Origin of the sequence: Actinoplanes sp. NPDC051859, from assembly GCF_044452725.1 — a bacterium.
In the GTDB taxonomy this organism is placed as follows: Bacteria; Actinomycetota; Actinomycetes; order Mycobacteriales; family Micromonosporaceae; genus Actinoplanes.
This window is the reverse complement of the sequence record NZ_JBITBX010000005.1, coordinates 183,083-205,461: the sequence shown is the minus strand read 5'-3', so window position 1 is coordinate 205,461 and position 22,379 is coordinate 183,083. Positions and strand designations below refer to the sequence as shown.

General features: G+C 70.6%; 20 protein-coding genes and 1 pseudogene. 12 read left to right on the top strand and 9 right to left on the bottom strand.

What is annotated here, in order from left to right; translation table 11 throughout:
• Nucleotides 1-43: 43 nt before the first annotated feature.
• Nucleotides 44-289 (bottom strand): hypothetical protein, encoded by a 246-nt coding sequence (locus tag ACIA1L_RS14900; RefSeq protein WP_396073236.1) that lies wholly within the window; start codon nt 287-289, stop codon nt 44-46.
• 210 nt (nt 290-499) lie between these two features.
• Nucleotides 500-952 carry a hypothetical protein gene (locus ACIA1L_RS14895; RefSeq protein WP_396073235.1) on the bottom strand — a complete coding sequence of 151 codons (453 nt, stop codon included), beginning with the start codon at nt 950-952 and terminating at the stop codon, nt 500-502.
• Nucleotides 953-1,161: 209 nt separating this feature from the next.
• Between ACIA1L_RS14895 and pgi the strand changes: the two genes are divergently transcribed.
• The 5 genes and pseudogenes from pgi (at nt 1,162) to ACIA1L_RS14870 (ending at nt 6,388) form a co-directional block, all read left to right on the top strand.
• Nucleotides 1,162-2,793 (top strand): glucose-6-phosphate isomerase, encoded by a 1,632-nt coding sequence (gene pgi / locus ACIA1L_RS14890; RefSeq protein ID WP_396073234.1) that lies wholly within the window; start codon nt 1,162-1,164, stop codon nt 2,791-2,793.
• Between the two features lie 91 nt (nt 2,794-2,884).
• A pseudogene (locus tag ACIA1L_RS14885) lies at nt 2,885-3,946 on the top strand (winged helix DNA-binding domain-containing protein).
• Between the two features lie 111 nt (nt 3,947-4,057).
• Complete coding sequence (locus ACIA1L_RS14880) at nt 4,058-5,185, top strand: LLM class flavin-dependent oxidoreductase (RefSeq protein ID WP_396073232.1); 1,128 nt, start codon at nt 4,058-4,060, stop codon at nt 5,183-5,185.
• Nucleotides 5,182-5,793, top strand: coding sequence for an FMN reductase (locus tag ACIA1L_RS14875; protein WP_396073231.1), 612 nt, complete (start codon nt 5,182-5,184; stop codon nt 5,791-5,793). Before ACIA1L_RS14880 ends, ACIA1L_RS14875 begins: the two co-directional genes overlap by 4 nt.
• A gap of 25 nt (nt 5,794-5,818) precedes the next feature.
• Nucleotides 5,819-6,388, top strand: coding sequence for a histidine phosphatase family protein (locus ACIA1L_RS14870; RefSeq protein ID WP_396073230.1), 570 nt, complete (start codon nt 5,819-5,821; stop codon nt 6,386-6,388).
• A gap of 18 nt (nt 6,389-6,406) precedes the next feature.
• Here the strand turns inward: ACIA1L_RS14870 and ACIA1L_RS14865 are convergent, their stop codons facing one another.
• From ACIA1L_RS14865 to ACIA1L_RS14855, 3 genes are read right to left on the bottom strand one after another with little or no spacing between them, the layout of a single operon-like run.
• Nucleotides 6,407-6,865 (bottom strand): hypothetical protein, encoded by a 459-nt coding sequence (locus ACIA1L_RS14865; RefSeq protein ID WP_396073229.1) that lies wholly within the window; start codon nt 6,863-6,865, stop codon nt 6,407-6,409.
• 59 nt (nt 6,866-6,924) lie between these two features.
• Nucleotides 6,925-7,593: a GNAT family N-acetyltransferase gene (locus ACIA1L_RS14860; protein ID WP_396073228.1), complete on the bottom strand. Its 669-nt coding sequence runs from the start codon at nt 7,591-7,593 to the stop codon at nt 6,925-6,927.
• Between the two features lie 32 nt (nt 7,594-7,625).
• Nucleotides 7,626-9,284: an FAD-binding dehydrogenase gene (locus ACIA1L_RS14855; protein WP_396073227.1), complete on the bottom strand. Its 1,659-nt coding sequence runs from the start codon at nt 9,282-9,284 to the stop codon at nt 7,626-7,628.
• 82 nt (nt 9,285-9,366) lie between these two features.
• Here ACIA1L_RS14855 and ACIA1L_RS14850 point away from each other — a divergent pair, with 82 nt between their 5' ends.
• Nucleotides 9,367-10,500, top strand: a complete 1,134-nt coding sequence (locus tag ACIA1L_RS14850) for a PucR family transcriptional regulator (protein ID WP_396073617.1) — start codon at nt 9,367-9,369, stop codon at nt 10,498-10,500.
• On the opposite strand, the gene ACIA1L_RS14845 is transcribed toward ACIA1L_RS14850, so the two are convergent.
• The 3 genes from ACIA1L_RS14845 to ACIA1L_RS14835 all read right to left on the bottom strand — a co-directional run bounded on the left by ACIA1L_RS14845 (nt 10,472) and on the right by ACIA1L_RS14835 (nt 16,235).
• On the bottom strand, nt 10,472-13,183 hold the full coding sequence (locus tag ACIA1L_RS14845) for a putative bifunctional diguanylate cyclase/phosphodiesterase (protein ID WP_396073226.1): 2,712 nt from the start codon (nt 13,181-13,183) through the stop codon (nt 10,472-10,474). The genes ACIA1L_RS14850 and ACIA1L_RS14845 overlap by 29 nt on opposite strands.
• Nucleotides 13,184-13,272: 89 nt before the next feature.
• Nucleotides 13,273-14,472 carry an MFS transporter gene (locus ACIA1L_RS14840; RefSeq protein WP_396073225.1) on the bottom strand — a complete coding sequence of 400 codons (1,200 nt, stop codon included), beginning with the start codon at nt 14,470-14,472 and terminating at the stop codon, nt 13,273-13,275.
• 107 nt (nt 14,473-14,579) lie between these two features.
• Nucleotides 14,580-16,235 carry a DNRLRE domain-containing protein gene (locus ACIA1L_RS14835; RefSeq protein WP_396073224.1) on the bottom strand — a complete coding sequence of 552 codons (1,656 nt, stop codon included), beginning with the start codon at nt 16,233-16,235 and terminating at the stop codon, nt 14,580-14,582.
• 183 nt (nt 16,236-16,418) lie between these two features.
• On the opposite strand from ACIA1L_RS14835, the gene ACIA1L_RS14830 reads away from it, so the two are divergent.
• A complete protein-coding gene (locus ACIA1L_RS14830; RefSeq protein ID WP_396073223.1) occupies nt 16,419-17,600 on the top strand; it encodes a dipeptidase in 1,182 nt (393 codons plus the stop codon).
• Here the strand turns inward: ACIA1L_RS14830 and ACIA1L_RS14825 are convergent.
• Complete coding sequence (locus ACIA1L_RS14825; RefSeq protein WP_396073222.1) at nt 17,590-18,501, bottom strand: AEC family transporter; 912 nt, start codon at nt 18,499-18,501, stop codon at nt 17,590-17,592. The two genes, ACIA1L_RS14830 and ACIA1L_RS14825, sit on opposite strands and share 11 nt — an antisense overlap.
• Before the next feature lie 109 nt (nt 18,502-18,610).
• On the opposite strand from ACIA1L_RS14825, the gene ACIA1L_RS14820 reads away from it, so the two are divergent.
• The 5 genes from ACIA1L_RS14820 to ureG are packed head-to-tail and all read left to right on the top strand — an operon-like array spanning nt 18,611 to nt 22,375.
• A complete protein-coding gene (locus ACIA1L_RS14820) occupies nt 18,611-18,913 on the top strand; it encodes an urease subunit gamma (RefSeq protein ID WP_396073221.1) in 303 nt (100 codons plus the stop codon).
• A complete protein-coding gene (locus ACIA1L_RS14815) occupies nt 18,910-19,290 on the top strand; it encodes an urease subunit beta (RefSeq protein WP_396073220.1) in 381 nt (126 codons plus the stop codon). The genes ACIA1L_RS14820 and ACIA1L_RS14815 overlap by 4 nt, the downstream gene beginning before the upstream one ends.
• Complete coding sequence (locus ACIA1L_RS14810; RefSeq protein WP_396073219.1) at nt 19,287-21,005, top strand: urease subunit alpha; 1,719 nt, start codon at nt 19,287-19,289, stop codon at nt 21,003-21,005. Before ACIA1L_RS14815 ends, ACIA1L_RS14810 begins: the two co-directional genes overlap by 4 nt.
• Before the next feature lie 10 nt (nt 21,006-21,015).
• Complete coding sequence (locus ACIA1L_RS14805) at nt 21,016-21,660, top strand: urease accessory protein UreF (RefSeq protein ID WP_396073218.1); 645 nt, start codon at nt 21,016-21,018, stop codon at nt 21,658-21,660.
• On the top strand, nt 21,650-22,375 hold the full coding sequence (gene ureG, locus ACIA1L_RS14800; protein WP_396073217.1) for an urease accessory protein UreG: 726 nt from the start codon (nt 21,650-21,652) through the stop codon (nt 22,373-22,375). Before ACIA1L_RS14805 ends, ureG begins: the two co-directional genes overlap by 11 nt.
• Nucleotides 22,376-22,379: the final 4 nt, after the last annotated feature.

The window sequence follows — 22,379 nt, the reverse complement described above, 5'->3', positions numbered from 1 at the left end:
CCGGCACCATTGCCGGGGCTGTTTTCGTCCACGGATGAACCCGTCAGGCCCGATAGCCGCCGGCGACGAGGCGCGTGCGCTGCCGTTCGTAGTCCTGCTGGTTGAGGATCGCGCGGATCTCCGCGGTCTCCTCCTCGCTGTGCCGGCCGAGGATGAAGTCCAACTCCGCGCGCTCCGCAGGCGTGCGGAAAGCGGCGAGCTCAGCGCTCAGCCGCCGGTGCGCCCGGCGCTCGATGCGGCGGCGGGTCAGTGTGGTGCGAGCTTCGCGAATCCTGGTCGTGAGTGGCATCGTCCGTCTCCTTACGGAAAGTGATGGCGAAAGCCTCATCGCTTCCGCCTACCAGCTTCCGGACGTCGCACTACGACGGCAAATCGCGCAGGTAAAACCTGCGATACGCGAGTGACCCGGGCCACGGAAATCCTGTAGCCCGGGTCACTCTCCGTTGCCGCATGCCTGGTCACGCGGTTCCGGTGTTTTGCACCACAGCAGAGCAAAATCTCAGCCCCTGGACACGTTGCACCACCGCTCGGCTAGCTGCCGACGCCGGCAGGCAACGAGATGACTCGCCAGCACCGCCGGCTGCCCGCCCCGGACGCACGCGTCCGCACCGGCGGCCAACACCGCGGTCACGACCTCAGCCCCGGCATCCGCGTCGACCAACGCAACGATTCGGGTACGCCCGGAGACCAGCGCCCGCGCAGCCCCCACGGCCTCGGCGCAGGCGCCACTCATCAGCACGATCTCGCCAGCCCGTACCGCGTCGGCCGAGCCTTCGAACCGCACCGACCAGCCGGCCGGCAGATGAGTCGCGAGAGCAGCAACCCGGCCCGTCTGCCCCAACACCACCACCACGGCGTCGGTGCGCTGTCGATCCGACCCGGACAGCGGCACCGCCGTTGAATTCGGCGCGAACACCACATTGCGATCGCCGCGGTTGAGCTGCACCAGCATGTCGGACCCCCTGCACGTTCATCTCCGGTCGGTGTCCACCTTGCCCTCGGAGCCTGAACAGGCCTTGTGGTGCACCTGTGCGTCAGATGACAGTTCCGCAGCCAGTCCCCCCGCCCCGGCGAGCCGCGCGCCGAGCGATTCACGGCGGGGGGCGGGTATCCGTGCCACGATGGCACGGATAGTTCGGTTCAGGCGGGAGTCAAGAACACATGAGTGCACACGTTTCCGACAGCGCCGAATGGCAGGCGGTGCAGGGCCACGCCGAGAAGATCGCGGGCGTGCATCTGCGCGACCTGTTCGACAGCGACCCCCGGCGCGGCGAGCGGCTTACCGCCCAGGTCGCGGACCTCTACGTCGACTACAGCAAGAACCTCGTCACCGACGAGGTGATCACCGCGCTGGTCGCGCTGGCCGAGCGGGCGAAACTGCGCGAGCGCACGGCGGCCATGTTCGCCGGGGAACACATCAACGTCACCGAGGACCGGGCGGTGCTGCACACCGCGTTGCGGCTGCCCCGGGACGCCTCACTCGTCGTCGACGGCCAGGACGTCGTTCACGACGTGCATGAGGTCCTCGACCGGATGGGCGCCTTCAGCGAGCGCGTGCGCTCCGGCGAGTGGCAGGGCGCGACCGGTCAGCGGATCAAGACCGTCGTCAACATCGGCATCGGCGGGTCGGACCTCGGGCCGGTCATGGCGTACGAGGCGTTGAAGGCGTACGCCGATCCGGGCATCGAGTGCCGGTTCGTGTCCAACATCGACCCCACGGACCTGCACGAGAAGACCAAGGACCTGGATCCCGCCTCGACCCTGTTCGTGGTGGTGTCGAAGACGTTCGGCACCCAGGAGACGCTGACCAACGCCACCGAGGCGCGCAACTGGCTGCTCGCCGGGTTGGGCAATGACCAGTCCGCCGTGGCCAAGCACTTCGTGGCCGTGAGCACCAACGCGCAGCGGGTCGCCGACTTCGGCATCGACACCGCGAACATGTTCGGCTTCTGGGACTGGGTCGGGGGGCGCTACTCGCTGCCGTCCGCGGTCGGCCTGTCCGTCATGATCGCCGTCGGCAAAGAGCAGTTCGGCGAGCTGCTGGCCGGGTACCACGCCGTTGACCAGCACTTCCTCACCACGCCGCTGGACCGCAACGTGCCGGCGCTGCTCGGACTGCTCAACGTCTGGTACGACACGTTCCTCGGCGCACAGTCGCACGCGGTCCTGCCGTACTCGCAGTACCTGCACCGGTTCGCGGCGTACCTGCAGCAGCTCACCATGGAGAGCAACGGCAAGCGAGTACGCCTCGACGGCACGCCCGCGGAGTACCAGACCGGTGAGGTGTTCTGGGGCGAGCCCGGCACCAACGGCCAGCACGCCTTCTACCAGCTGATCCACCAGGGCACCAAGCTCATCCCGGCGGACTACATCGGGTTCAGCGTGCCCAACCACGACACCGGCGAGATGCACGACCTGTTCATGTCGAACTTCCTCGCCCAGACCGGCGCGCTGGCCTTCGGGCGTACGGCGGAGCAGATCGAGGCCGAGGGCGTCGCGGCGCAGATCGTGCCGCACAAGGTCATGCCGGGCAACCACCCGACGACGACGATCCTGGCGGAGAAGCTGACCCCGGCGACGCTGGGCCAGCTCATCGCCCTCTACGAGCACATCACCTTCACCCAGGGCGTGATCTGGGAGGTCAACTCGTTCGACCAGTGGGGCGTCGAGCTGGGCAAGGTCATGGCGAACCAGCTGGCGCCACTGCTGACCGACGGGTCGACCGCGGACAGTGGCGTCGACTCGTCCACTGCGGCGCTGATCGCGCGGTACCGCTCGCAGCGCGGCCGCTGACCCACCTCGCGCGGGGCGGCCCTTCTTGTCGGAGGGTCGCCCTACGCTGCTTCTCGTGAACCTGACGACCACGCAGGCCCTGGCCCTGCGGATGCACAGCCTGCTGCTCACGCCCGACTTCCGGCCCGATTCGGTGGCCGGGATTGTGGAATGGTTCGGCGCCATGCAGGCCCAGGACATGGCCAGCGGCCTGTGGTCGCTCGGCGCCCGCCTGCCCGGCGCCTCGGTGGGTGAGGTCGAGGCAGCCCTCGAACGCCGGGAAGCGATCCGCACGTGGCCGATGCGCGGGACCGTACATCTGGTGCCCCCGGCCGACGCCCGCTGGATGCTGGAGCTCATGGGCGTGCGCGCCCTCGCCGGCGCGGCGAAGCGCCGCGAAACGATCGGCTTGTCCGAGGAGATGGCCGATCGCGGGGTCGAGGTGCTCGGCGAGGCGCTCGCCGGCGGCAAGCGCCTGACGCGGGCCGGGTGCCTGGCCGCGCTCGCCGACGGCGGCGTCACGCTCAGCGGTCAGATGGGCTACCACCTCCTCTGGTACGCGAGCCAGCGCGGCGTCACTTGCATCGCCCCGCACATCGGCAAGGAGCAGTCGTTCGCGTTGCTGGACGACTGAGCGCCGAAGCCGAACACCCCGTCGCGCGAGGAAGCGCTCGGCATCATCGCGGTGCGCTACTTCCGCAGCCACGGCCCGGCTACCCGCGCTGACCTGGCCCGCTGGACCGGGCTCACCATGACCGACGTGAAGACCGGCATCGCCGCGGCGGGCGATGCGCTGACGGCGGTCACGGTGGACGGCACCGAGATGTGGGCCGACCCGGCAGTCTGCGCGGCCGCGGCCGACACCCGCGACGAGTGGGCGGCGCTGCCGGGCTTCGACGAGTACATGCTCGGCTACAAGGACCGCGAGCTCATGGTCGAGAAACACCACCTGGATGCGATCGTGCCGGGTGGCAACGGCATCTTCCAGTCGACGCTGGTCGAGTCCGGCCGTGCGGTCGCCACCTGGAAACGCACCCTCGGCAAGAAGGCCGTGACCGTCGACATCTTTCCGCTGGCGCCGCTCAAGAAAGACGCCCGTGCCCGAGCCGAGGCGGCGTTGGAGCCGTTCGGTCAGTTCGTCGGGCTGCCGCTGAAAGTGCGCTGGCCGGTGTGATCCACACCCCGCTTCCACCGGTTCTTTGACTGTGAAATAATTGCGCCGTCAAACAGGTTGTGCGGGGCAGTCCGGGACCGGTGGTCCCGACCGAGAGCTCAGGAGCGGGTCATGCAGTTCGGGATCTTCACCGTCGGCGACGTCACGCCCGACCCCACGAACGGGCGGACGCCGACCGAGCACGAGCGGATCAAGGCGATGGTCACGATCGCCAAGAAGGCGGAGGAAGTCGGCCTCGACGTCTTCGCCACCGGCGAGCACCACAACGAGCCCTTCGTGCCCTCCTCCCCCACCACCATGCTCGGCTACATCGCCGCGCAAACCTCCACGCTGCTCCTCAGCACGGCCACCACGCTGATCACGACGAACGACCCGGTCAAGATCGCCGAGGACTACGCCATGCTGCAGCACCTCAGCGACGGCCGGGTCGACCTGATGATGGGCCGCGGCAACACCGGCCCCGTCTACCCGTGGTTCGGCAAGGACATCCGGGCCGGCATCCCGCTCGCCGTCGAAAACTACGCACTCCTGCACCGGCTCTGGCGCGAGCACGTCGTCGACTGGAACGGCAAGTACCGCACCCCGTTGCAGTCGTTCACCTCGACACCGCGCCCGCTCGACGGCATCCCGCCGTTCGTCTGGCACGGCTCGATCCGCAGCCCGGAAATCGCGGAACAGGCCGCTTACTACGGCGACGGATTCTTCGCCAACCACATCTTCTGGCCGGCCTCGCACACCCAGCGGATGGTCGCCCTCTACCGGGAACGGTTCGCGCACCACGGCCACGGCGACCCCGACCAGGCCATCGTCGGCCTCGGCGGCCAGGTCTTTCTGCGCCGCAACAGCCAGGACGCGGTACGGGAGTTCCGGCCGTACTTCGACAACGCCCCGGTCTACGGCCGCGGGCCGTCACTGGAGGACTTCACCCGGGAGACGCCGCTGACCGTGGGCAGTCCGCAACAGGTCATCGACCGCACGCTCGGCTTCCGGGACTACGTCGGCGACTACCAGCGGCAGCTGTTTCTGCTCGACCACGCCGGGTTGCCGCTCAAGACGGTGCTGGAACAGCTTGACCTGCTCGGCGAAGAGGTCGTCCCCGTGCTGCGTAAGGAGTTCGCCTCGCTCAAGCCCGCCCACGTCCCCGACGCGCCCACCCACGCCGCGCTGAAGCTGGCGCGCAGCTCCGACACGCCCACCCATTCGCCGACAACCGCCGCTTCGGAAGGGGGCGCCGCATGACGCCACGCACGCTCGTCGTCATCACGGCCGGCCTCAGTCAGCCCTCTTCTACCAGGCTGCTCGCCGACCGGCTGTCCACCGCAACGGTGGCCCACGCTGCCGCCCTGGACCTCGACGTGCAGGTCCGGGTGGTCGAGCTCCGGGACCTGGCCCACGACCTCATGAACCACATGCTCACCGGCTTCCCACCCGAGTCGCTGCGCCAGGTCCTCGAAGCGGTCGAATCCTCGGACGGCCTGATCGCCGTCACGCCGATGTTCCACGCGTCGTACAGCGGGCTGTTCAAATCGTTCTTCGATGTGCTCGACAAGGACGCCCTGGCCGGAAAGCCCGTGCTGCTCGCCGCGACGGGTGGCACGGCCCGGCACTCGCTGGCGCTGGAACACGCGGTCCGGCCGATGTTCGCCTACCTGCGGGCGGCAACCGTGCCAACGCCGGTCTTCGCGGCGCCCGAAGACTGGGGCGGGGCCGAGGCCGACGGCCACCTGCGCCAACGCATCGACCAGGCGGCGGCCGAGCTGGCCGCCGAGCTCGCCAGCCGCGAACCAGCCCAGCTCAGCGACCCGTTCGCGCTGACCACCTCGTTCGAGGACCTGCTGGCGGGGTAGAAAGGGCAAGACGACAGGGGGACGCATGGCGGAGATCGTGCTGGTCCGACACGGGCAGACCGAGTGGAGTGCGGCGCGACGGCATACCTCGTACACGGACCTGGAATTGACGGCCACCGGCGAGCAGGAGGCGCGGCGGGCGGGTGAGCGGCTGCAGGGTCGCGAGTTCGCAGCGGTCTTCGCCAGCCCGCGGCGGCGGGCGACGCGGACCGCCGAGCTGGCGGGGCTGACCGTCACCGAGACGACCGACGATCTTGCCGAGTGGAACTACGGCGACTACGAGGGCATCACCACCGCGACCATCCGGGAGACCCGGCCCTCGTGGTCGCTGTGGAGCGACGGCTGCCCTGGCGGCGAATCACCCGCCGAGGTGGGTGCCCGGCTGGACCGGGTGCTCCACCGCGCGCGCGAGCTGCTCGACCAGGGGGACGTCGCGCTGGTCGCGCACGGACACAGCCTGCGCGTGGCCGGAGCGCGCTGGATCGGTCTGCCCGCAAGCGGCGGCGGCCTGCTCCGGCTCGACACGGCCACGTTGTCGTCGCTGACCTTCGAGCACGGCAACCCCGTTATCGGGTCCTGGAACGCGGCTGCCTAAAAGCGGCCGGACCCGACGTCAGGCGCAGCGCTGACTGCCGGACTGCGTCTCGTCGGAGATGTAGAGGTCGACGGAAGAGTCCGTTCCGGCGGACACGGTGAGATACGCGGTGGTGCCGTCGACGTCTCGGCTGGCGCACAGCAGGGCCGTCGACGGAATCCCCACGGCGACCGTCCAGCCGTCTTGCTCGACCGCCGTGCGGTAGTACGCCGTCACGCCGCCCGGGTCGGGAATGCCGTTGAAGCGTCTCGCGGCGTACGGGGCGATGCCGTCCGACGAGTCGCAGCCAGCCGTGGGGCTGACCGGTTGCAGGGTGCTCGGCCAGCGGTCGAGCAGGTCGAGTTGGCTCAGCCGGGCGGCCCGCTGCTCGCAGCTGTCGATGCGCGCCTCCTGCCAGCGCTCGATCTGCGGCTGGCCGATGACCAGGCCGCTGACCAGGGCAATTGCGGTGGTGGCGAAGACAGCTCCGGTACGCATGGGTGGCAACCTAACAAGATCAGGCAAGGGCCTCCAAGGTCCGAAGGGACCCCGGTGGGTCAGCCGGTCGCCCAGCCGAACACCATCCGGGTCCGCGGCGTGAAGCCCAGCCGTTCGTAGAGCCGGATCGCGCCGGTGTTGGTTTCGGCGACGTGCAGGAAGGGCACCTCGCCGCGGGCCCGAATGCCGGCGGCCACGGCCCCGACCAGCCGGGTAGCCAGACCGGTCCCCCGGTAGGTGTCGTCGGTGCAGACCGCGCTGATCTCGGTGTGACCGGGCAGGCGCATCCGCTCACCGGCCAGGGCCACCAGCGCGCCGCCGCGACGGATGCCCAGGTAGGTGCCGAGGTCGACAGTTCGGTCCCGGAACGGGCCAGGACGGGTGCGGGCGACGAGGTCGAGCACTTCGGGCAGGTCTGCCGCCGTCAGCTCGACCGCCTCCGGGTCCGCCGCGCCCCGATAGTCGGCGCCGATGAGCTGGATTCCCGGCACGCCGAGGCGCAGGTCGAAACCCGGCGGGACGGTCAACTGCGGCCCGGCGACCAGGGCGCCGCCGCCGGGGCCGAGCAGTTCGCCGAGGTCCAGCCACGCCTCGGGATCCGCCGGGTCGTCAAGGCCGCCGAACGGGCTGATGTCCGGGGCGTAGCGGGCGGCCCGGCCGCGCCGCTCGGCGAGGCGCTGCTGTGGTCCGGTCAGCGCGGCCCAGACCGGATTGTCGAGGGGATGCACGGTCGACGATCATTCCAGGCCGTCGCGTGCGGTCAGCTCACTGCCTTCGCCGCGGCGCGGCCGGCGGTGCGGCCGGAGAAGAGACAGCCGCCGAGGAAGGTGCCCTCGAGGGAGTTGTAGCCGTGCATGCCGCCCCCGCCGAAACCGGCTGCTTCGCCGGCGGCGTAGACGCCCGGAAGGGGGGTGCCGTCGGGGCGCAGGACGCGGGCCTGGAGGTCGGTGTGCAGGCCACCGAGGGTTTTCCGGGTGAGGATGTTGAGTCGGACGGCGATCAGCGGGCCGGCGGCGGGGTCCAGGAGGCGGTGCGGGGTCGCTACCCGGATCAGCCGGTCGCCGCGATAGCGGCGGGCGCCGTGAATGGCGGTGACCTGGGCGTCCTTGCTGAACGGGTTGGTGATCTCGCGGTCTCGGGCCTCGATGGTGCGGCGGATGGTGTCCAGGTCGAGCGCGGGGCCGCCCTCGGTCGCCGCGAGCTTGTTCATGCCATCGACGAGTTGTGCGAGGTCGGCGGCGACCACAAAGTCCTCGCCGTACTTCTTGAACGCTTCCACCGGTGGGGTGGCGCCCGGGCGGACCCGGCTGAGCACCTGGCGGATGCTGCGACCGGTCAGGTCCGGGTTCTGTTCCGAGCCGGAGAGCGCGAACTCCTTCTCGATGATCTTCTGAGTGAGGATGAACCAGCTGTAGCCGTGGCCGGTGCCCATCAGGTGCTTCAGGGTGCCGAGGGTGTCGAAGCCGGGAAACAACGGCGCGGGCAGGCGGGCGCCGGTGGCGTCGAGCCACAGCGACGACGGGCCGGGCAGGATGCGGATGCCGTGGCCGGGCCAGATCGGATCCCAGTTGCGCAGGCCCTCGGTGTAATGCCACATCCGGTCCGGGTTGATGATCTGCGCGCCGGCGGCCTCGGTGATGCCGAGCATGCGTCCGTCGACGTGCGCGGGGACGCCGGTCACCATGCGCTCCGGCGCCTTCCCGAGTCGCGCGGGCCAGGCTTTGCGGACCAGGTCGTGGTCGCCGCCGATACCGCCGGACGTGACGATGACGGCCTGGGCGGCGTACTCGAAGTCGTCGATTTCGGTGCGGGAGCTGCTCTGACCACGGGCAACGCTGCTGGGTTCCAGGATGCGTCCACGCACGCCGGTGACGACGCCGGCTGTGCGGACCAGGTCGTCGACGCGGTGCCGAAAACCGAACGTCACGAGGCCGCGCGCGGCGGCGTCGCGTACCCGTCGCTCGAAGGGCTCGATCACGCCCGGGCCGGTCCCCCAGGTGATGTGGAATCGCGGCACCGAGTTGCCGTGGCCGTCCGCGGCGGCGCCGCCACGCTCGGCCCAGCCGACCACCGGGAACAGCCGGTGACCCATCGCGCGCAGCCAGGACCGCTTCTCGCCGGCGGCGAAGCTGACGTACGCCCGCGCCCACTCCCGCGGCCAGTGGTCCTCCGGGCGGTCGAAGGCGGCGCTGCCCAGCCAGTCCTGCCAGGCGAGATCCGCACTGTCGCGGATGCCCATCCGGCGCTGCTCGGGTGAGTCGACGAGGAAGAGGCCGCCGAACGACCAGAAGGCCTGCCCGCCGAGGCTCTGCTCGGGTTCCTGGTCGAGCAGCAGCACGCGGCGGCCGGCATCGGCCAGCTCGGCAGTGGCTACGAGCCCGGCCAGGCCGGCACCCACGACGATCACATCAACGGTCATGCGTTCACCGTAGGAACAAGCGGTGGCATGATGATGCGTCTGTGGCACACAATTTCGCGGCGCTTTTATCACCGAGGTGACAATGTTCGAGGATTTGCCCGACGGTGTCGCCGCCCGCCTGCGCGCGCTGCGACCCCAGCTGCACGATCGGCTGTTGCGCACGATGCGGGCAGAGATGAGCGCCCAGGGTCGGTCGCTGACCGGCGGGCAGGGCCGTGGTCTGGTCCTCGGTGTGCGCACCGCGGTCGACGCGTTCGTGGCCGCCGCACGGGACCTGGCACCCACCCGGGAGGTCTTCGTCCGGCTGGGCCGCACCGAGTTCCGCGAGGGGCACCGGGTCGATGCGCTCCGCGCGATGCTGGCGCTCGGGGGCCGAGACATGTGGGCCTTCCTGGTCGCCCAGGACCTACCACCGGCCGCGCTCTACGGCCTGGCCTCGGCGCTGTTCGGGTACGTGGACGAGCTTGCCGGCGCGGCAGTCGAGGGCTACCTGGACGAGCAGGAGAAAAGCGCCCGGGACTGGGACACTGTCCGGCGTCGACTGATCACGCTGCTGGTGCAGTCCGATCCGCCCGCGCCCGCCGCGCTGCACGCCGCTGCCGACGCCGCCCGGTGGCCGCTGCCGACCACCGTCGCGGTGGTGAGCGTCGAAGGCACCGACGCCGAGCAGCTGGCCCGGACGGCGGGGAACGGCGTCGTCGCCACGGTCATCGCCGACGCCGTACGCATGGTGGTGCCGGCACCCGCCACCCCGGGCCGGCTGGCCCACCTCACCCGAGTTCTCACAGCGCGGCGGGCGGCACTGGGCCCGACCGTGCCGCTGGGCTCGGCGCGGATGTCTTACCGGATCTCCCGGCAAGCGCTGCGGGTCCTGCCCGGCGACGGGCTGATCCGCTGCGAGGAGCGGCTGCTGGACCTGGTCACCGAGTGGGAGCCCGGACTCATGGGACGGCTGTGCGAGCATGAACTGGCCGTCGCCGCCGACCTGCGCGAACCGGAACTGGAGACGCTGTACGCCTGGCTGCGCGAGCAGGGGCAAGTGGTGGCGGTTGCCGCGGCACTGCACGCACACCCGCAGACGGTGCGGTACCGGATGCGCAAGATCCGGCAGGTGTTCGGTGCGGCACTGGACGACCCGGACGCACGGCTGCGGTTACAACTCGCCCTGCGTCACCGACTGGTGGGCATCAACCCGCCGACGGCACCGGCTCGTTGATTCCGGTGGCGAGCCCATCGGCCAGCACCCGACCGGCCTCCGCAGCAGGCAGCGGCCGCGACAGGAAGTAGCCCTGCGCGAAGTCACACCGCAGATCCCGCAACACGGACAGCTGCACCGAGTCCTCGATGCCCTCGGCCACCGTGGTCATGCCCAGGCTGCGGCCCAGGCGCACGATGGTGCTGACCAGTGCCTCGTCCTCGTGCTCGCCACCGAGCCGGTCGACGAACGAGCGGTCGATCTTCAGGATGTCCATCGGGAAGCGGCGCAGGTACGCCAGCGACGAGTAGCCCGTACCGAAGTCGTCCATCGCCAGGGTGACGCCCAGCTCCTTGAGCCGGTGCAGCTGGGCGAGGTTCTCCTCGGTGTCGGTGAGCAGCACGCTCTCGGTCATCTCGAGGCAGAGCTGGTCGACCGGCATCCCGGTCTCGGCCAGCACGTCGGCGACCATGGCGGCCAGGTCGCCGTGCTCGAACTGCCGAACCGAAACGTTGACGGCCATCTTGAGGCGGCGGGTGGTGCCGGCACCCCACTCGACCGCCTGGCGGCAGGCTTCCTTGAGCACCCACCGGCCCAGCGGGACGATCAGACCGGTGGCCTCGGCGGTCCCGATGAAGTCGAGCGGCGAGACCATGCCGCGGGTCGGGTGGTTCCAGCGAACCAGCGCCTCGAACCCGGTGATCTCCCCGGTCCGCAGGTCGACGGTCGGCTGGTAGTGCAGGGCCAGCTCGTCGCGGGTCAACGCCACGCGCAGGTCCGCCTCCAGCTCCAGGCGCTGCACCAGGCCCGCCAGCATCGCCGGGTCGTAGGCGGCCAGCCGGTCACCGCCGCCGGACTTGGCGCGGTACATGGCCAGGTCGGCGTTGCGCTGCAACTGCTCGACATCGTCGGCGTCCTCGGCGCAGGCCAGACCGATGCTCGCCGCCACGTGCAGCTCACGCGCACCGACCTCGAACGGTTCTTCGAGGGCGACGGCGATGCGAGCGGCGACCGCTTCCGCGTCGGACCGGGCGGTGATCGACTCGACGATCACGCCGAACTCGTCGCCGCCGAACCGGGCTACCGTGTCCTCTTCGCGGACCGCGGCCCGGATCCGCGCGGCCACCTGCACCAGCAGGCCGTCGCCCGCGGCGTGACCGAGGCTGTCGTTGACTTCCTTGAAGCCGTCCAGGTCGAGGAAGAGGACGGCGACCTGCTCGCGACCGCCGGCGATCGCCTCGACCAGCCGCTCGCGGAACAGGGCGCGGCTGGGCAGACCGGTCAGCTTGTCGTGGTACGCCTCGTACATGAGCCGCTCCTGCAGCTCCTTGGCGTCGTGGATGTCGCGGGTGTTGAGCACGAGGCCGTTCACCGCGGGGTCGTCGAGCAGGTTCGTGATGGTCATCTCGGCGAGCCGGAGCCGGCCGTCCTGGTGCTTCATCGGCACCTCGAGGACGGTGACCGTCTCCGGGCCGGCGATGACCGACTCGATGGCGGCGGCGATCCGCGGACCGGACTTCCCGGTGATCGCGACCAGCCGGTGACCCAGCAGCACCTGCGCGGGCCAGCCGAAGATGCGCTGCACCGACTCGCTCTGGTAACGGATGGTCGAGTCGGCGTCGATGACCGCCACCGACTCGGAGCTCTGCTGCACCAGAGCGCGGAACCGCTGCTCGCTGGCCTGCAGCTCGGCGGTGCGCTCGATGACGCGGGCCTCGAGGTGCCGGGTGAGGTGCCGGTTCTCCAGCAGCGTGAGCAGCTGGCGGGCGGTGATCAGCAGGATCAGGGCGGACCGGCCCCAGGCGACGAAGGCGTCAGCGGTGCCGGTCATCGCGTAGGAGAAGGCGCAGCAGAACAGGGCGGCGAGCACGGCGGCGTACGGCACCAGCATGGCGAACGCCCGCGGCTCGGCCTGGTCGGTGGCAGCCTCGGGTGCGCTCACGGGCGCAGCCTTGGCAGGGTAGCGAGCGGCCAGGAACACCAGCGCGAAACCGCCGAACCAGCCGGCGTCGAGCAGTCCACCGGAGCCGTAGGTGCTGTGCAGGGAGAGGTAGGCGTACCCGCTGTCGCAGACGCCGACCAGCATCATCGCCACGCCGACCAGGGTCAGCTGCCCCGCGTCGAGGCTGTCGCGGCGTTGGACGGCGAGCATGTGCAGCACGACCGTGACCAGGATGACGCCGCTCAGCGGGTAGCCGAGCGAGACGGCGAGCCCGAGCCGGGTGTCCGCGCCGGCGCTGATCAGCGGGTCCAGCACGAGGATCCAGCAGACCAGCAGCAGAGCACAGGCGATCATCGCGACGTCGACCAGGCTGCGTACCCGGTTGGCCGTCGATCGGCGCGGGATCGGCACCAGGAACAGGGCGATCGCCAGGGTGGGCACCATGCCGAGGTAGCCGATGTCCGGCACGCCGGGGAACGGCACCTCTTCGCCGCGGAAGGTTTCGATCCAGGTCCAGGAGCCTTCGCCCCAGGCGTACGCCAGGGCACCGAGGCCGATGCCGGCCCAGGCGGCCCGCAGGCGGCCCCGGCGGGCGGCTGCTCGGATGAGGCAGGCGACCGCCGCGCTGACCACCACCACGACGGTGGTGACGTCGGAGATGTAGGCGGTCAGGGAACCACCGATGCTCATGCAGGCGGTGAAGGCCGCGATGAGGAGCGCGACGAGCGCAACGAGCACTCGCGGGCGGCGGCTGCCGACCATCGCACTTCCTCCCCACGCCGAGCCTGCTCCTGCCTTGACGAAGTCTTGAGATCGGGCGTCCGGCGGGGCACTTGAGGGATTCGGTGGGGTCAGGCGCGGTTGGCGAGCACGCGGGCGAGCACGGCGGTGACGATTCCGGCCACCACCACGCTGAGCAGGCCGATCCGCAGGCCGGCGAGGTCGGCTACGGCACCGACCAGCGGTGGGGAGAGCAGGAAGCCGCCGCGCAGCAACCAGCTGACGATGGTGAGGCCGGTGCCGGGCGGCAGGCCGGGCAGTTCGTCCGCGGTGTGCATGACCGCGGGCACGAGGGTGGCGACGCCGAGCCCGGCGAGGGCAAATCCGGCCAGCGCGGCCGGCAGCGACGGCACGGCCAGGGCGGCTCCCATGCCCGCTGCCGCGAGGAGGCCGCCGGCTCGGACGACGGTGCGCTGGCCGTACCGGTCGATGACCCGGTCGCCGGTGAGCCGGCCGAGCGTCATCGCGACCTGGAGGGCGACGAAGGCCAGGCCCGCTGTAGCCGCTCCGGTGTGCAGGTCACCGCTGAGGTAGAGGGCACCCCAGGAGGCCCCGGCGTCCTCGACCAGGGCGCCGCAGGCCGCGAGGACGCCGAGCGCGGCAAGCATCCGCAAGGCCGCGCCGGTGAAGACTTGTCGGCCGACCTGGCGAGCCGGTGGCGCAGCCGCGGCATCGCTGCCTAGGTCCCGCTCGGCGTCCTCCGGGCCGGGCAGCAGGAATCGCAGGGCCACCAGCGCCACCACGCTGAACAGAGCGGCGGAGCCGGCCAGGTGCACGCCTAGCGGCACCTGGAGCCCGGCCGCCGCGGACCCCATGAGGCCGCCCAGGACCGCCCCGATGCTCCACACGCCGTGGAACGAGTTGACGACCGACCGCCGGTAGAGCCGCTGCACCCGCAGGCCGTGCGCGTTCTGGGCGACGTCCACGACGGCGTCCAGGGCGCCGACCACCGCGAGAACCCCGGCCAGGACGGTCCAGTGCGGTGCGACTGCAATGAGCAGGGTCGAGGCGGCCAGGGCCACGATGCCCAGTGCCGCCACCCGGGCGGAGCCCCACCATCGGATCGCGGCGGCGGCGAAGAGGCCCGCCAGCAGCGCCCCCAGGGGCATGGCGGCCAGGGCCGTGCCGAGCACCGCGTTGCTGACGCCCAGATCGGACTTGAGCTGCGGATAACGCGGCACGACGTTGGCGAACAGCGCGCCGTTGGTGAGAAAGACCGCAGCGACTGCCGCGCGAGCCTGGCGGGCCTGGCGGCTGATGAGTGCGGACAAAAGTGATCTCCCGGTACGGTCGGCGCACGGTCGCACCCATCATCACCCGGAACACGGCGAGCCGCCCGGCAGTCTGCCGGGCGGCTCGTCGGTGGTACGGACCGGGTTCAGCCGATCGTGACGTCGAAGATCTTGTCGGCGGCCAGCGTGCGGAACGCGGCCAGGTTGGCCTTCGTGCTGTTCACGCTGATGTCGCGGTCACCCTCGTCGTCCTTGGCGGTGTCGAAGTAGACGATGGCCTTGATGTTCGGGCGCTTGCGCAGCTCGGGCAGCACGCTGTTGAAGCCGGGGGTCTTGTCGGTGACCTTGTTGACCCGGTGGTAGACGCCCCACTCGGCGACCATGATCGGCTTGCTGGGGTGCTGCTTGGTGGCCCAGTCGTAGAAGGTCGGCCCGTTCTTGGCCTTGCGGTCGAGCAGGTCGGCGAACATGCCGTAGTGGTAGTAGCCCTTCTCCGCGGACACGTAGGAGTCGAGGCCCATCCAGTCGACGACGTCGTCGCCCGGGTAGATGTCCTTCCACCACGGCTGGGCCATCCACTTCTCGTTACCCATGTACGCCATCACGTTGATCGCGTTGTCGACACCCTGCGCCCGCAGCCGCTTGATGGTGTGCCGGTACATCGCGGCGAAGTCCTTGGCCTCCCAGCCGGAACCCTTCTTCGCGATGACGTCGTTCTCCGGCTCGTGGTTGAGCACCAGGAAGAACTTCTCGGGGAAGTTGGCCTTCACACGGGCGGCGAACTTGTCGATCCGGGCATCCTGCTCACCCTTGGCGACCTTCGCCCAGGACGAGCCGTAGGCGATCTTCCAGTTCATCAACAGCACCCGCGGACGAGCCTTGTCCCGGGCCATCGCCATCTCCGACTTGGTCGGGAACGGCTCGTCACCCTTGTGGTAGGTGTGGAAGATGGTGGCCGTGCGGCCGGTGAGCTTCTCCCAGTCCTGCAACGCCTTGTCCCGCGGCGCGTCGGTGAAACCACCGGCGGCGGCACCCCAGAGCACGCCACACGACGGGACGAGCAGCTTGTCGGTCACGCACTCACCGGAGGTCGACGGCGGGGGCGGCGGCATGTCCTCCTCGCCCGGGGCGATCGGCGGGGTGTGGTCGGTGGGCTCGTCCACCGGCGGGGTGGTCACGTCGGTCGGCACGTTCACCGGCGGGGTGTCGGTCGTGGGCGTCTCGTCCACCGGCGCGGCCGGCGACTTCAGCGAGACCAGCAGCACCGGTCCGCCCTTGCCCTCGGACGAGCGGAAGCGGGTCACCGCGCCGGAGGACTGAATCGCGAAGGTGTACGAGCCCGGGCCGGAAACTGACGCACCGAGGTCGACCGTCACTTCGTCGGCGTTGGCCTTCGGAGTGGCCGAGCCGGCGACCGCGCCGAGCGCGGGGGCGGTCCGCGCGGTCAGCTTCGCCTCGGTCCACGTGGTGTCCGCGACCCGGTTGACGGTCAGCTTGCCGCTGACGTCGCCGACCGTGGTCAACTTCAGCTTGGCGCCGGTGACCTGGGCGCCCGCCGGGACCAGGAACTTCAGGAACGCGATCTTGGAGTCACGGTCGAGGCGGCCGACAGCGAGCTTGGCCTCGGCGCCGAAGCCGGCGTTCTGCCGCCCACTCGACACGTACGTGTCATCGGTGGCGGACAGCTGCAGGTCCGGAACGGCCGGGGCGGCGGTGGCCGGGCTGGCGGCCAGGGCGCTGCCGGCACCCGCGAACAGGGCGGCCAGGGCAGTCACGGACTTGAGCGACTTCGAGCGACGCAATTTCTTCTCCCCCGCGTTGTCCGGCCGGTGCTCGGCCGGGCATGGGAGCAACAATCCGGGCCGTTCGGTGCGCGAACCGGTCCCGGTCGGGTGCCGCCCGGTTGCGAACAGCCCGAACGGCGGCACTTGAGGATTTCGTCGGTGGAAGTCCTATGCTTTTCGATCATCGGCAGCGGAGGTTCCATGATCGACATCGGTGCCGTCTGCGCGGCCTCGCCCGTGATCGACGGGCACAACGACCTGCCCTGGGCCCTACGCTCCCGAGCCGGATATCGCGTCACCGGACTCGCCGCAGATCGGCCGGAGTTCCACACGGACATCGCCCGGCTCCGCGCTGGCGGGGTGGGCGGTCAGTTCTGGTCCGTGTACGTGCCTTCCGACCTGCCCGAGCCCGAGGCAGTGGTGGCGACGATGGAACAGGTCGACGCTGTCTACCGGCTCGTCGCCGCGTACCCGGCGGACCTCGCGCTCGCATTCTCGGCCGACGACGTGTCGACTGCGCTCGCCGCCGGGCGAATCGCGTCGCTGATCGGCATCGAGGGCGGCCACAGCCTCGCCTCGTCGCTCGGTGTGCTGCGTGCCTTCGCCCGGCTCGGCGTCCGGTACGTGACGTTGACCCACAACAACAACACCAGCTGGGCGGACTCAGCCGCCGACGTGCCGCAGTCCGGCGGGCTGAGCGACGTAGGGCGGGCGGTGGTCGCCGAAATGCAGCGCCTCGGCGTCCTGGTCGACCTGTCGCACGTCGCTGTGTCGACGATGCACGCCGCCCTCGACGTCGCCGCCGCACCCGTGATCTTCAGCCATTCGTCCGCCCGGGCGGTCTGCGACCACCGCCGCAACGTCCCGGACGACGTGCTGGTGAAGCTGCGCGCGAACGACGGTGTGTGCATGGCGACGTTCGTTCCCGCGTTCATCTCCGCCGAGGTCGCCGCGTGGGAGGCAGCGGAGGACGCGGAACGCGACCGGCTGGGTATCGCGCCGGAGCCGTATCCACGCGCACCCCGGCCGGGCGAGGAGATCCCCGACCGGGGAGTCGGGGAACCGCCCGCTGAGCTGCAGCCTTGGCTCGCTGCGCACCCCCGACCCCGGGCAACCGTCGCCCAGGTCGCCGATCATGTCGAGCATCTGCGCGAGGTGGTGGGCGCCGACCACGTCGGGCTCGGCGGCGACTACGACGGCTGCGGCCTGCTGCCCGACGGTCTGGACGACGTGGCGGGCTATCCGCGGCTGCTCGCCGAGCTCGCGTCACGTCGCTGGACGCAGCCGGAGCTGGAAAAGCTGACCGGCCGCAACATCCTGCGCGTCCTGCGGGCCGCCGAAGCGCACGCCACCGAGCCGATGTGGCCCGGCGTCACCTCGTAAACAGCACGGCGATCAGCAGGAGCACCGGGATCGCCGCGAGCGTCGACAGGAAGATGGTGTCGCGGACCAGCAACTCGGCGGTGCGGAAACGCTGGGCGTACAGAAAGATGTGCTGCGCGGTGGGCAAGGCCGCCAGGACGACCACCGCGTAGGTTTCGCTCCGGGGCAGACCGAACAAGATCGCTGTTCCGTACGCGAGCAGCGGCATCACCACCGTCTTGAGCGCGACCGCGGCAACCGTGGCAACCCGATCGGTGCCCGGTTCGAGGACCCGCCGGCCCACCAGTGACATGCCGAAGGCGATCAGGACGACCGGCACCGCCGCCGAACCGATCGTCGCCACCGGCTCGGCGAGCACCGCGGGCAGCTCAACGCCGGTCGTGTTCCCGAGGAGCCCGAGCAGCACGGCGACGATCAGCGGATTTCGCAACGGCGTCGTCAGCGTGGTCCGTACCGAAGACCGTCCGGTGGTCGTGATCTCCAGCAGCGTGAGCGCGACCGGGGTGACCAGCAGGAGTTGCAGCATGACGATGGGCACGACGAGCGCGGCGTCGCCGAGGACATAGGTCGCCACCGGGATGCCGATGTAGTTGGCGTTGACATAGCCGCCGGACAGCGCGCCCAGCACGGTGGTGCCCCGGTCGAGGCGACGGAAGATCAGCGCGAACAGGCCGAAGCAGGTGAACGCGGCGGCGGCCGAGGCGAGCAGCGGTTCGCTGAGCAGGACGTGCAGGTCCGCGTCCGCGACCACGGTGAACAACAGGCACGGGGTCAGTACGGCATAGACCAGCCGGCCGAGCACCGGCTCCGCGCCTCCGGGCAGGACCCGCCACCTGCCCACGCACCACCCGGCGAGGACGATCGCGCCGATCAGCGCGAACCCGGAAAGCGCGGAGATCATCCGGGCACCCTAACGCTTGATGTTTTTGTCCTTATTCAGGATCTGACGCCCGGTAACACGGCGGAAACGTCATGCTGCGAGCATCGCTTCGCGATCAGGGGGAGGTCCTGTGTTCCTCAGCCAGCACGAGCAGGAACGCCTGCTCATCCACGTGGCGGCGGACGTCGCCCGGCGCCGGCGGGACCGTGGCCTGCGGCTCAACCACCCGGAGGCCACTGCGATCATCACCGCGTTCCTGCTGGAAGGGGCCCGCGACGGTCGCACCGTGGTCGACCTGATGGATGCGGGCCGACGGGTGCTCACTCGCGACGACGTCATGGACGGCGTGGCGGAGCTGCTGGCCGAGGTACAGGTCGAGGCCACCTTCCCGGACGGCACCAAGCTGGTCACCGTGCACGGACCAATCTCATGATCCCCGGCGAGATCCTCGCCGGCGACGGCGACATCACCCTGAACCCGGGGCGTACGGAACGACACCTGACGGTCCGCAACACCGGCGACCGCCCGGTGCAGGTCGGCTCGCACTACCATTTCGCCGAGTCCAACGCCGCCCTCGACTTCGACCGCGACGCCGCGTGGGGACACCGGCTCGCCGTGCCCGCGGGCACCTCGGTGCGTTTCGAACCCGGCATGCCGCGCGACATCGTGCTGGTGCCCCTCACCGGCCGGCGCATCGTGCCCGGCCTGCGCGGTGTGGCCGCCGGTCCGCTCGACCCGTCGCCGCGGGAAGACATCGAACCCGCCGGCGCACTCGACGAAGACCTCCCCGAAAACGGGAGTCATCGGTGACCGCGCTGGACCGAGGCCGGTACACCGCCCTCTACGGACCCACCGTCGGGGACCGGATCCGGCTCGCCGACACCAACCTGCTCATTGAGGTCGACGAGGACCGCAGCGCCGGACCAGCACCCGGCGACGAGGTGGTCTTCGGCGGCGGCAAGGTCATCCGTGAGTCGATGGGCCAGTCCCGGGCCACCCGCGCCGAGGGCAGCCCCGACACCGTGATCACCGGCGCGGTCGTCCTCGACCACTGGGGCATCGTCAAGGCCGACATCGGCATCCGTGACGGCCGGATCACCGCGCTGGGCAAGGCCGGAAACCCCGACACGATGGACGGCGTCCACCCGGACCTGGTCATCGGGCCGGGCACCGAGATCATCGCGGGCAACGGCAAGATCCTCACCGCGGGCGCCGTCGACAGCCATGTCCACCTGATCAGTCCCACCATTCTGGACACCGCCCTGTCCAGCGGCATCACCACCATCGTCGGCGGTGGCACCGGGCCCGCCGAAGGCACCAAGGCCACCACGGTCACCCCCAACGCTTGGCACCTGGCCCGCATGCTCGAAGCCCTCGACACCTGGCCGATCAACGTGCTGTTGCTCGGCAAGGGCAACACCACCAGCGAGGAATCCCTCTGGGAGCAACTGCGCGGCGGCGCGGGCGGCTTCAAACTGCACGAGGACTGGGGCACCACACCGGCGGTCATCGACGCCGCGCTCAAAGTCGCGGACGTGTCCGGGGTCCAAGTCGCGATCCACACCGACACCCTCAACGAGGCCGGGTTCGTCGAGGAGACCGTCCGGGCCATCGCCGGCCGGTCGATCCACGCGTACCACACCGAGGGGGCCGGGGGCGGGCACGCGCCGGACATCATCACGGTTGCCGCGCTGCCCCACGTGCTGCCCTCGTCGACCAACCCGACCCGGCCGTACACGCGCAACACCCTCGGCGAGCACCTCGACATGCTGATGGTCTGCCACCACCTGAACTCGGCCGTACCCGAGGATCTGGCCTTCGCCGAGAGCCGCATCCGGCCGTCCACCATGGCCGCCGAGGATCTGCTGCACGACCTCGGCGCGATCTCCATGATCGGCTCCGACTCGCAGGCCATGGGCCGGATCGGCGAGGTCGTCATGCGCACCTGGCAGACCGCCCACGTGATGAAAGCCCGCCGCGGTGCCCTGCCCGGCGACGGCGCCGCCGACAACCTGCGCGCCCGCCGCTACGTCGCCAAATACACGATCAACCCGGCCATCGCGCACGGCATGGCCGCACAGGTCGGCTCGGTCGAGCCGGGCAAGCTCGCCGACCTGGTGCTCTGGGACCCCGCCTTCTTCGCCGTGCGGCCCGCGCTGGTCCTCAAGGGCGGCATGATCGCGTACGCGCAAATGGGCGACGCCAACGCCTCCATTCCCACCCCCCAGCCGGTGCTCCCCCGCCCGATGTTCGGCGCGTACGGGGTCGTGCCCGCCGTGACCTCGGTGGCGTTCGTCGCCCCTGCCGCAATCGACGCGCTGCTCGGCGACCGGATCGGGGTGAAGCGTGGGCTGGTGCCGGTGGCGAACACCCGGTCGGTGGGCAAGGCCGACCTGCCGCTCAACGGCGCGCTGCCCCGGATCGAGGTGGAGCCGGACACCTTCACGGTCCGCATCGACGGCGAGGTCGTCGAGCCGGACCCGGTCACCGAACTCCCCCTCGCCCAGCGTTATCACCTCTTCTGATGGCCGCCGCATGAGTCTGACCACGTTGTTGGTGCTCGCCGATGGCCGTTTGCCGTCCGGCGGCCACGCGCACTCCGGCGGGCTGGAAGCGGCAGTGGCCGCCGGGCGGGTCACGGACGTCGCCGACGTCGGCGCGTTCCTGCACGGACGGCTGGTCACGGTGGGGCTGGTGGCCGCTGCCTTCGCCGCGGCAGCCTGCGCCCGGCCGGGCCGGTGGCACACGCTGGATGAGGGGTTGGATGCCCGTACCCCGTCGCCGGCACTGCGCCGAGCCTCCCGGGCGCAGGGACGCGCCCTGCTGCGCGCTGGCCGAGCGATGTGGACACTGCCCTTGACGGGTCGCGAGCCGCATCATCCCGTCGCGCTCGGGGTGGTCGCGGCGGCGGCCGGAGCTGGTCCGCTCGAAGCGGCGGTCGCGGCGGCGCACGGCAGCATCGCCGGGCCGGCCAGTGCGGCGGTACGGCTGCTCGGCCTCAACCCGTACGCGGTGCACGCCGAGCTCGCCCGCCTCGCCGGCGCCTGTGACGAGGTCGCCGCCGACGCAGCCGCGCGGATCGACGACTTGGCCGACGACCTGCCGGCCGCCGGAGCGCCCCTGCTCGACATCGGCGCCGAGCTGCACGCCACCTGGGAGGTGCGTCTCTTTGCATCCTGATGACCACACGCATGACCTCGACGAGGTGCCGCACTCGCATCCGGATCCGGCGGTGGACCCGCACGCGCCGCTGGCCGTGGGTCAGCGGGCCCTGCGGATCGGCATCGGCGGCCCGGTCGGCTCCGGCAAGACCGCACTGGTCGCAGCCCTCTGCCGCGCCCTCGGCGCTCAGCTGCGGCTCGCCGTCGTCACCAATGACATCTACACCACCGAGGACGCCGACTTCCTGCTGCGTAACGGCGTCCTCCCGGCCGAGCGAATCCGCGCGGTCGAAACCGGCTGCTGCCCGCACACGGCGATCCGCGACGACATTTCCGCCAATCTCGATGCGGTCGAGGATCTCGAGGCGGCGCTGGGACCACTCGACCTCGTACTCGTGGAGAGCGGCGGCGACAACCTGACCGCCACCTTCAGCAAGGGCTTGATCGACCGGCAGATCTTCGTGGTCGACGTGGCGGGCGGCGACAAGGTCCCGCGCAAGGGCGGTCCGGGCGTGACGGCCGCCGACCTGCTGGTCATCAACAAGACCGATCTGGCGCCCCTGGTCGGCGCCGACCTGTCGGTGATGGAGCGCGATGCCCGGGCCCGCCGCGGCGACCTGCCGACTGTCTTCCTCTCGCTGACCGAAGACCGGGCCGCCACCCCGGTCGCGGCGTGGATCCGCTCGCTCCGGGCCGCCGACCAAGCCAGCCGCGCCGGCACAGCGGCACGCTGATTCC

Coding starts and splice junctions, on each gene's coding strand:
- ACIA1L_RS14880 (WP_396073232.1), top strand. CDS start 4,058: ATGCAGTTCGGGATCTTCACCGTCGGCGACGTCACGCCCGACCCCACG.
- ACIA1L_RS14870 (WP_396073230.1), top strand. CDS start 5,819: ATGGCGGAGATCGTGCTGGTCCGACACGGGCAGACCGAGTGGAGTGCG.
- ACIA1L_RS14895 (WP_396073235.1), bottom strand. CDS start 952: ATGCTGGTGCAGCTCAACCGCGGCGATCGCAATGTGGTGTTCGCGCCG.
- ACIA1L_RS14865 (WP_396073229.1), bottom strand. CDS start 6,865: ATGCGTACCGGAGCTGTCTTCGCCACCACCGCAATTGCCCTGGTCAGC.
- ACIA1L_RS14845 (WP_396073226.1), bottom strand. CDS start 13,183: ATGGTCGGCAGCCGCCGCCCGCGAGTGCTCGTTGCGCTCGTCGCGCTC.
- pgi (WP_396073234.1), top strand. CDS start 1,162: ATGAGTGCACACGTTTCCGACAGCGCCGAATGGCAGGCGGTGCAGGGC.
- ACIA1L_RS14855 (WP_396073227.1), bottom strand. CDS start 9,284: ATGACCGTTGATGTGATCGTCGTGGGTGCCGGCCTGGCCGGGCTCGTA.
- ACIA1L_RS14815 (WP_396073220.1), top strand. CDS start 18,910: ATGATCCCCGGCGAGATCCTCGCCGGCGACGGCGACATCACCCTGAAC.
- ACIA1L_RS14875 (WP_396073231.1), top strand. CDS start 5,182: ATGACGCCACGCACGCTCGTCGTCATCACGGCCGGCCTCAGTCAGCCC.
- ACIA1L_RS14850 (WP_396073617.1), top strand. CDS start 9,367: ATGTTCGAGGATTTGCCCGACGGTGTCGCCGCCCGCCTGCGCGCGCTG.
- ACIA1L_RS14900 (WP_396073236.1), bottom strand. CDS start 289: ATGCCACTCACGACCAGGATTCGCGAAGCTCGCACCACACTGACCCGC.
- ACIA1L_RS14805 (WP_396073218.1), top strand. CDS start 21,016: ATGAGTCTGACCACGTTGTTGGTGCTCGCCGATGGCCGTTTGCCGTCC.
- ACIA1L_RS14830 (WP_396073223.1), top strand. CDS start 16,419: ATGATCGACATCGGTGCCGTCTGCGCGGCCTCGCCCGTGATCGACGGG.
- ACIA1L_RS14825 (WP_396073222.1), bottom strand. CDS start 18,501: ATGATCTCCGCGCTTTCCGGGTTCGCGCTGATCGGCGCGATCGTCCTC.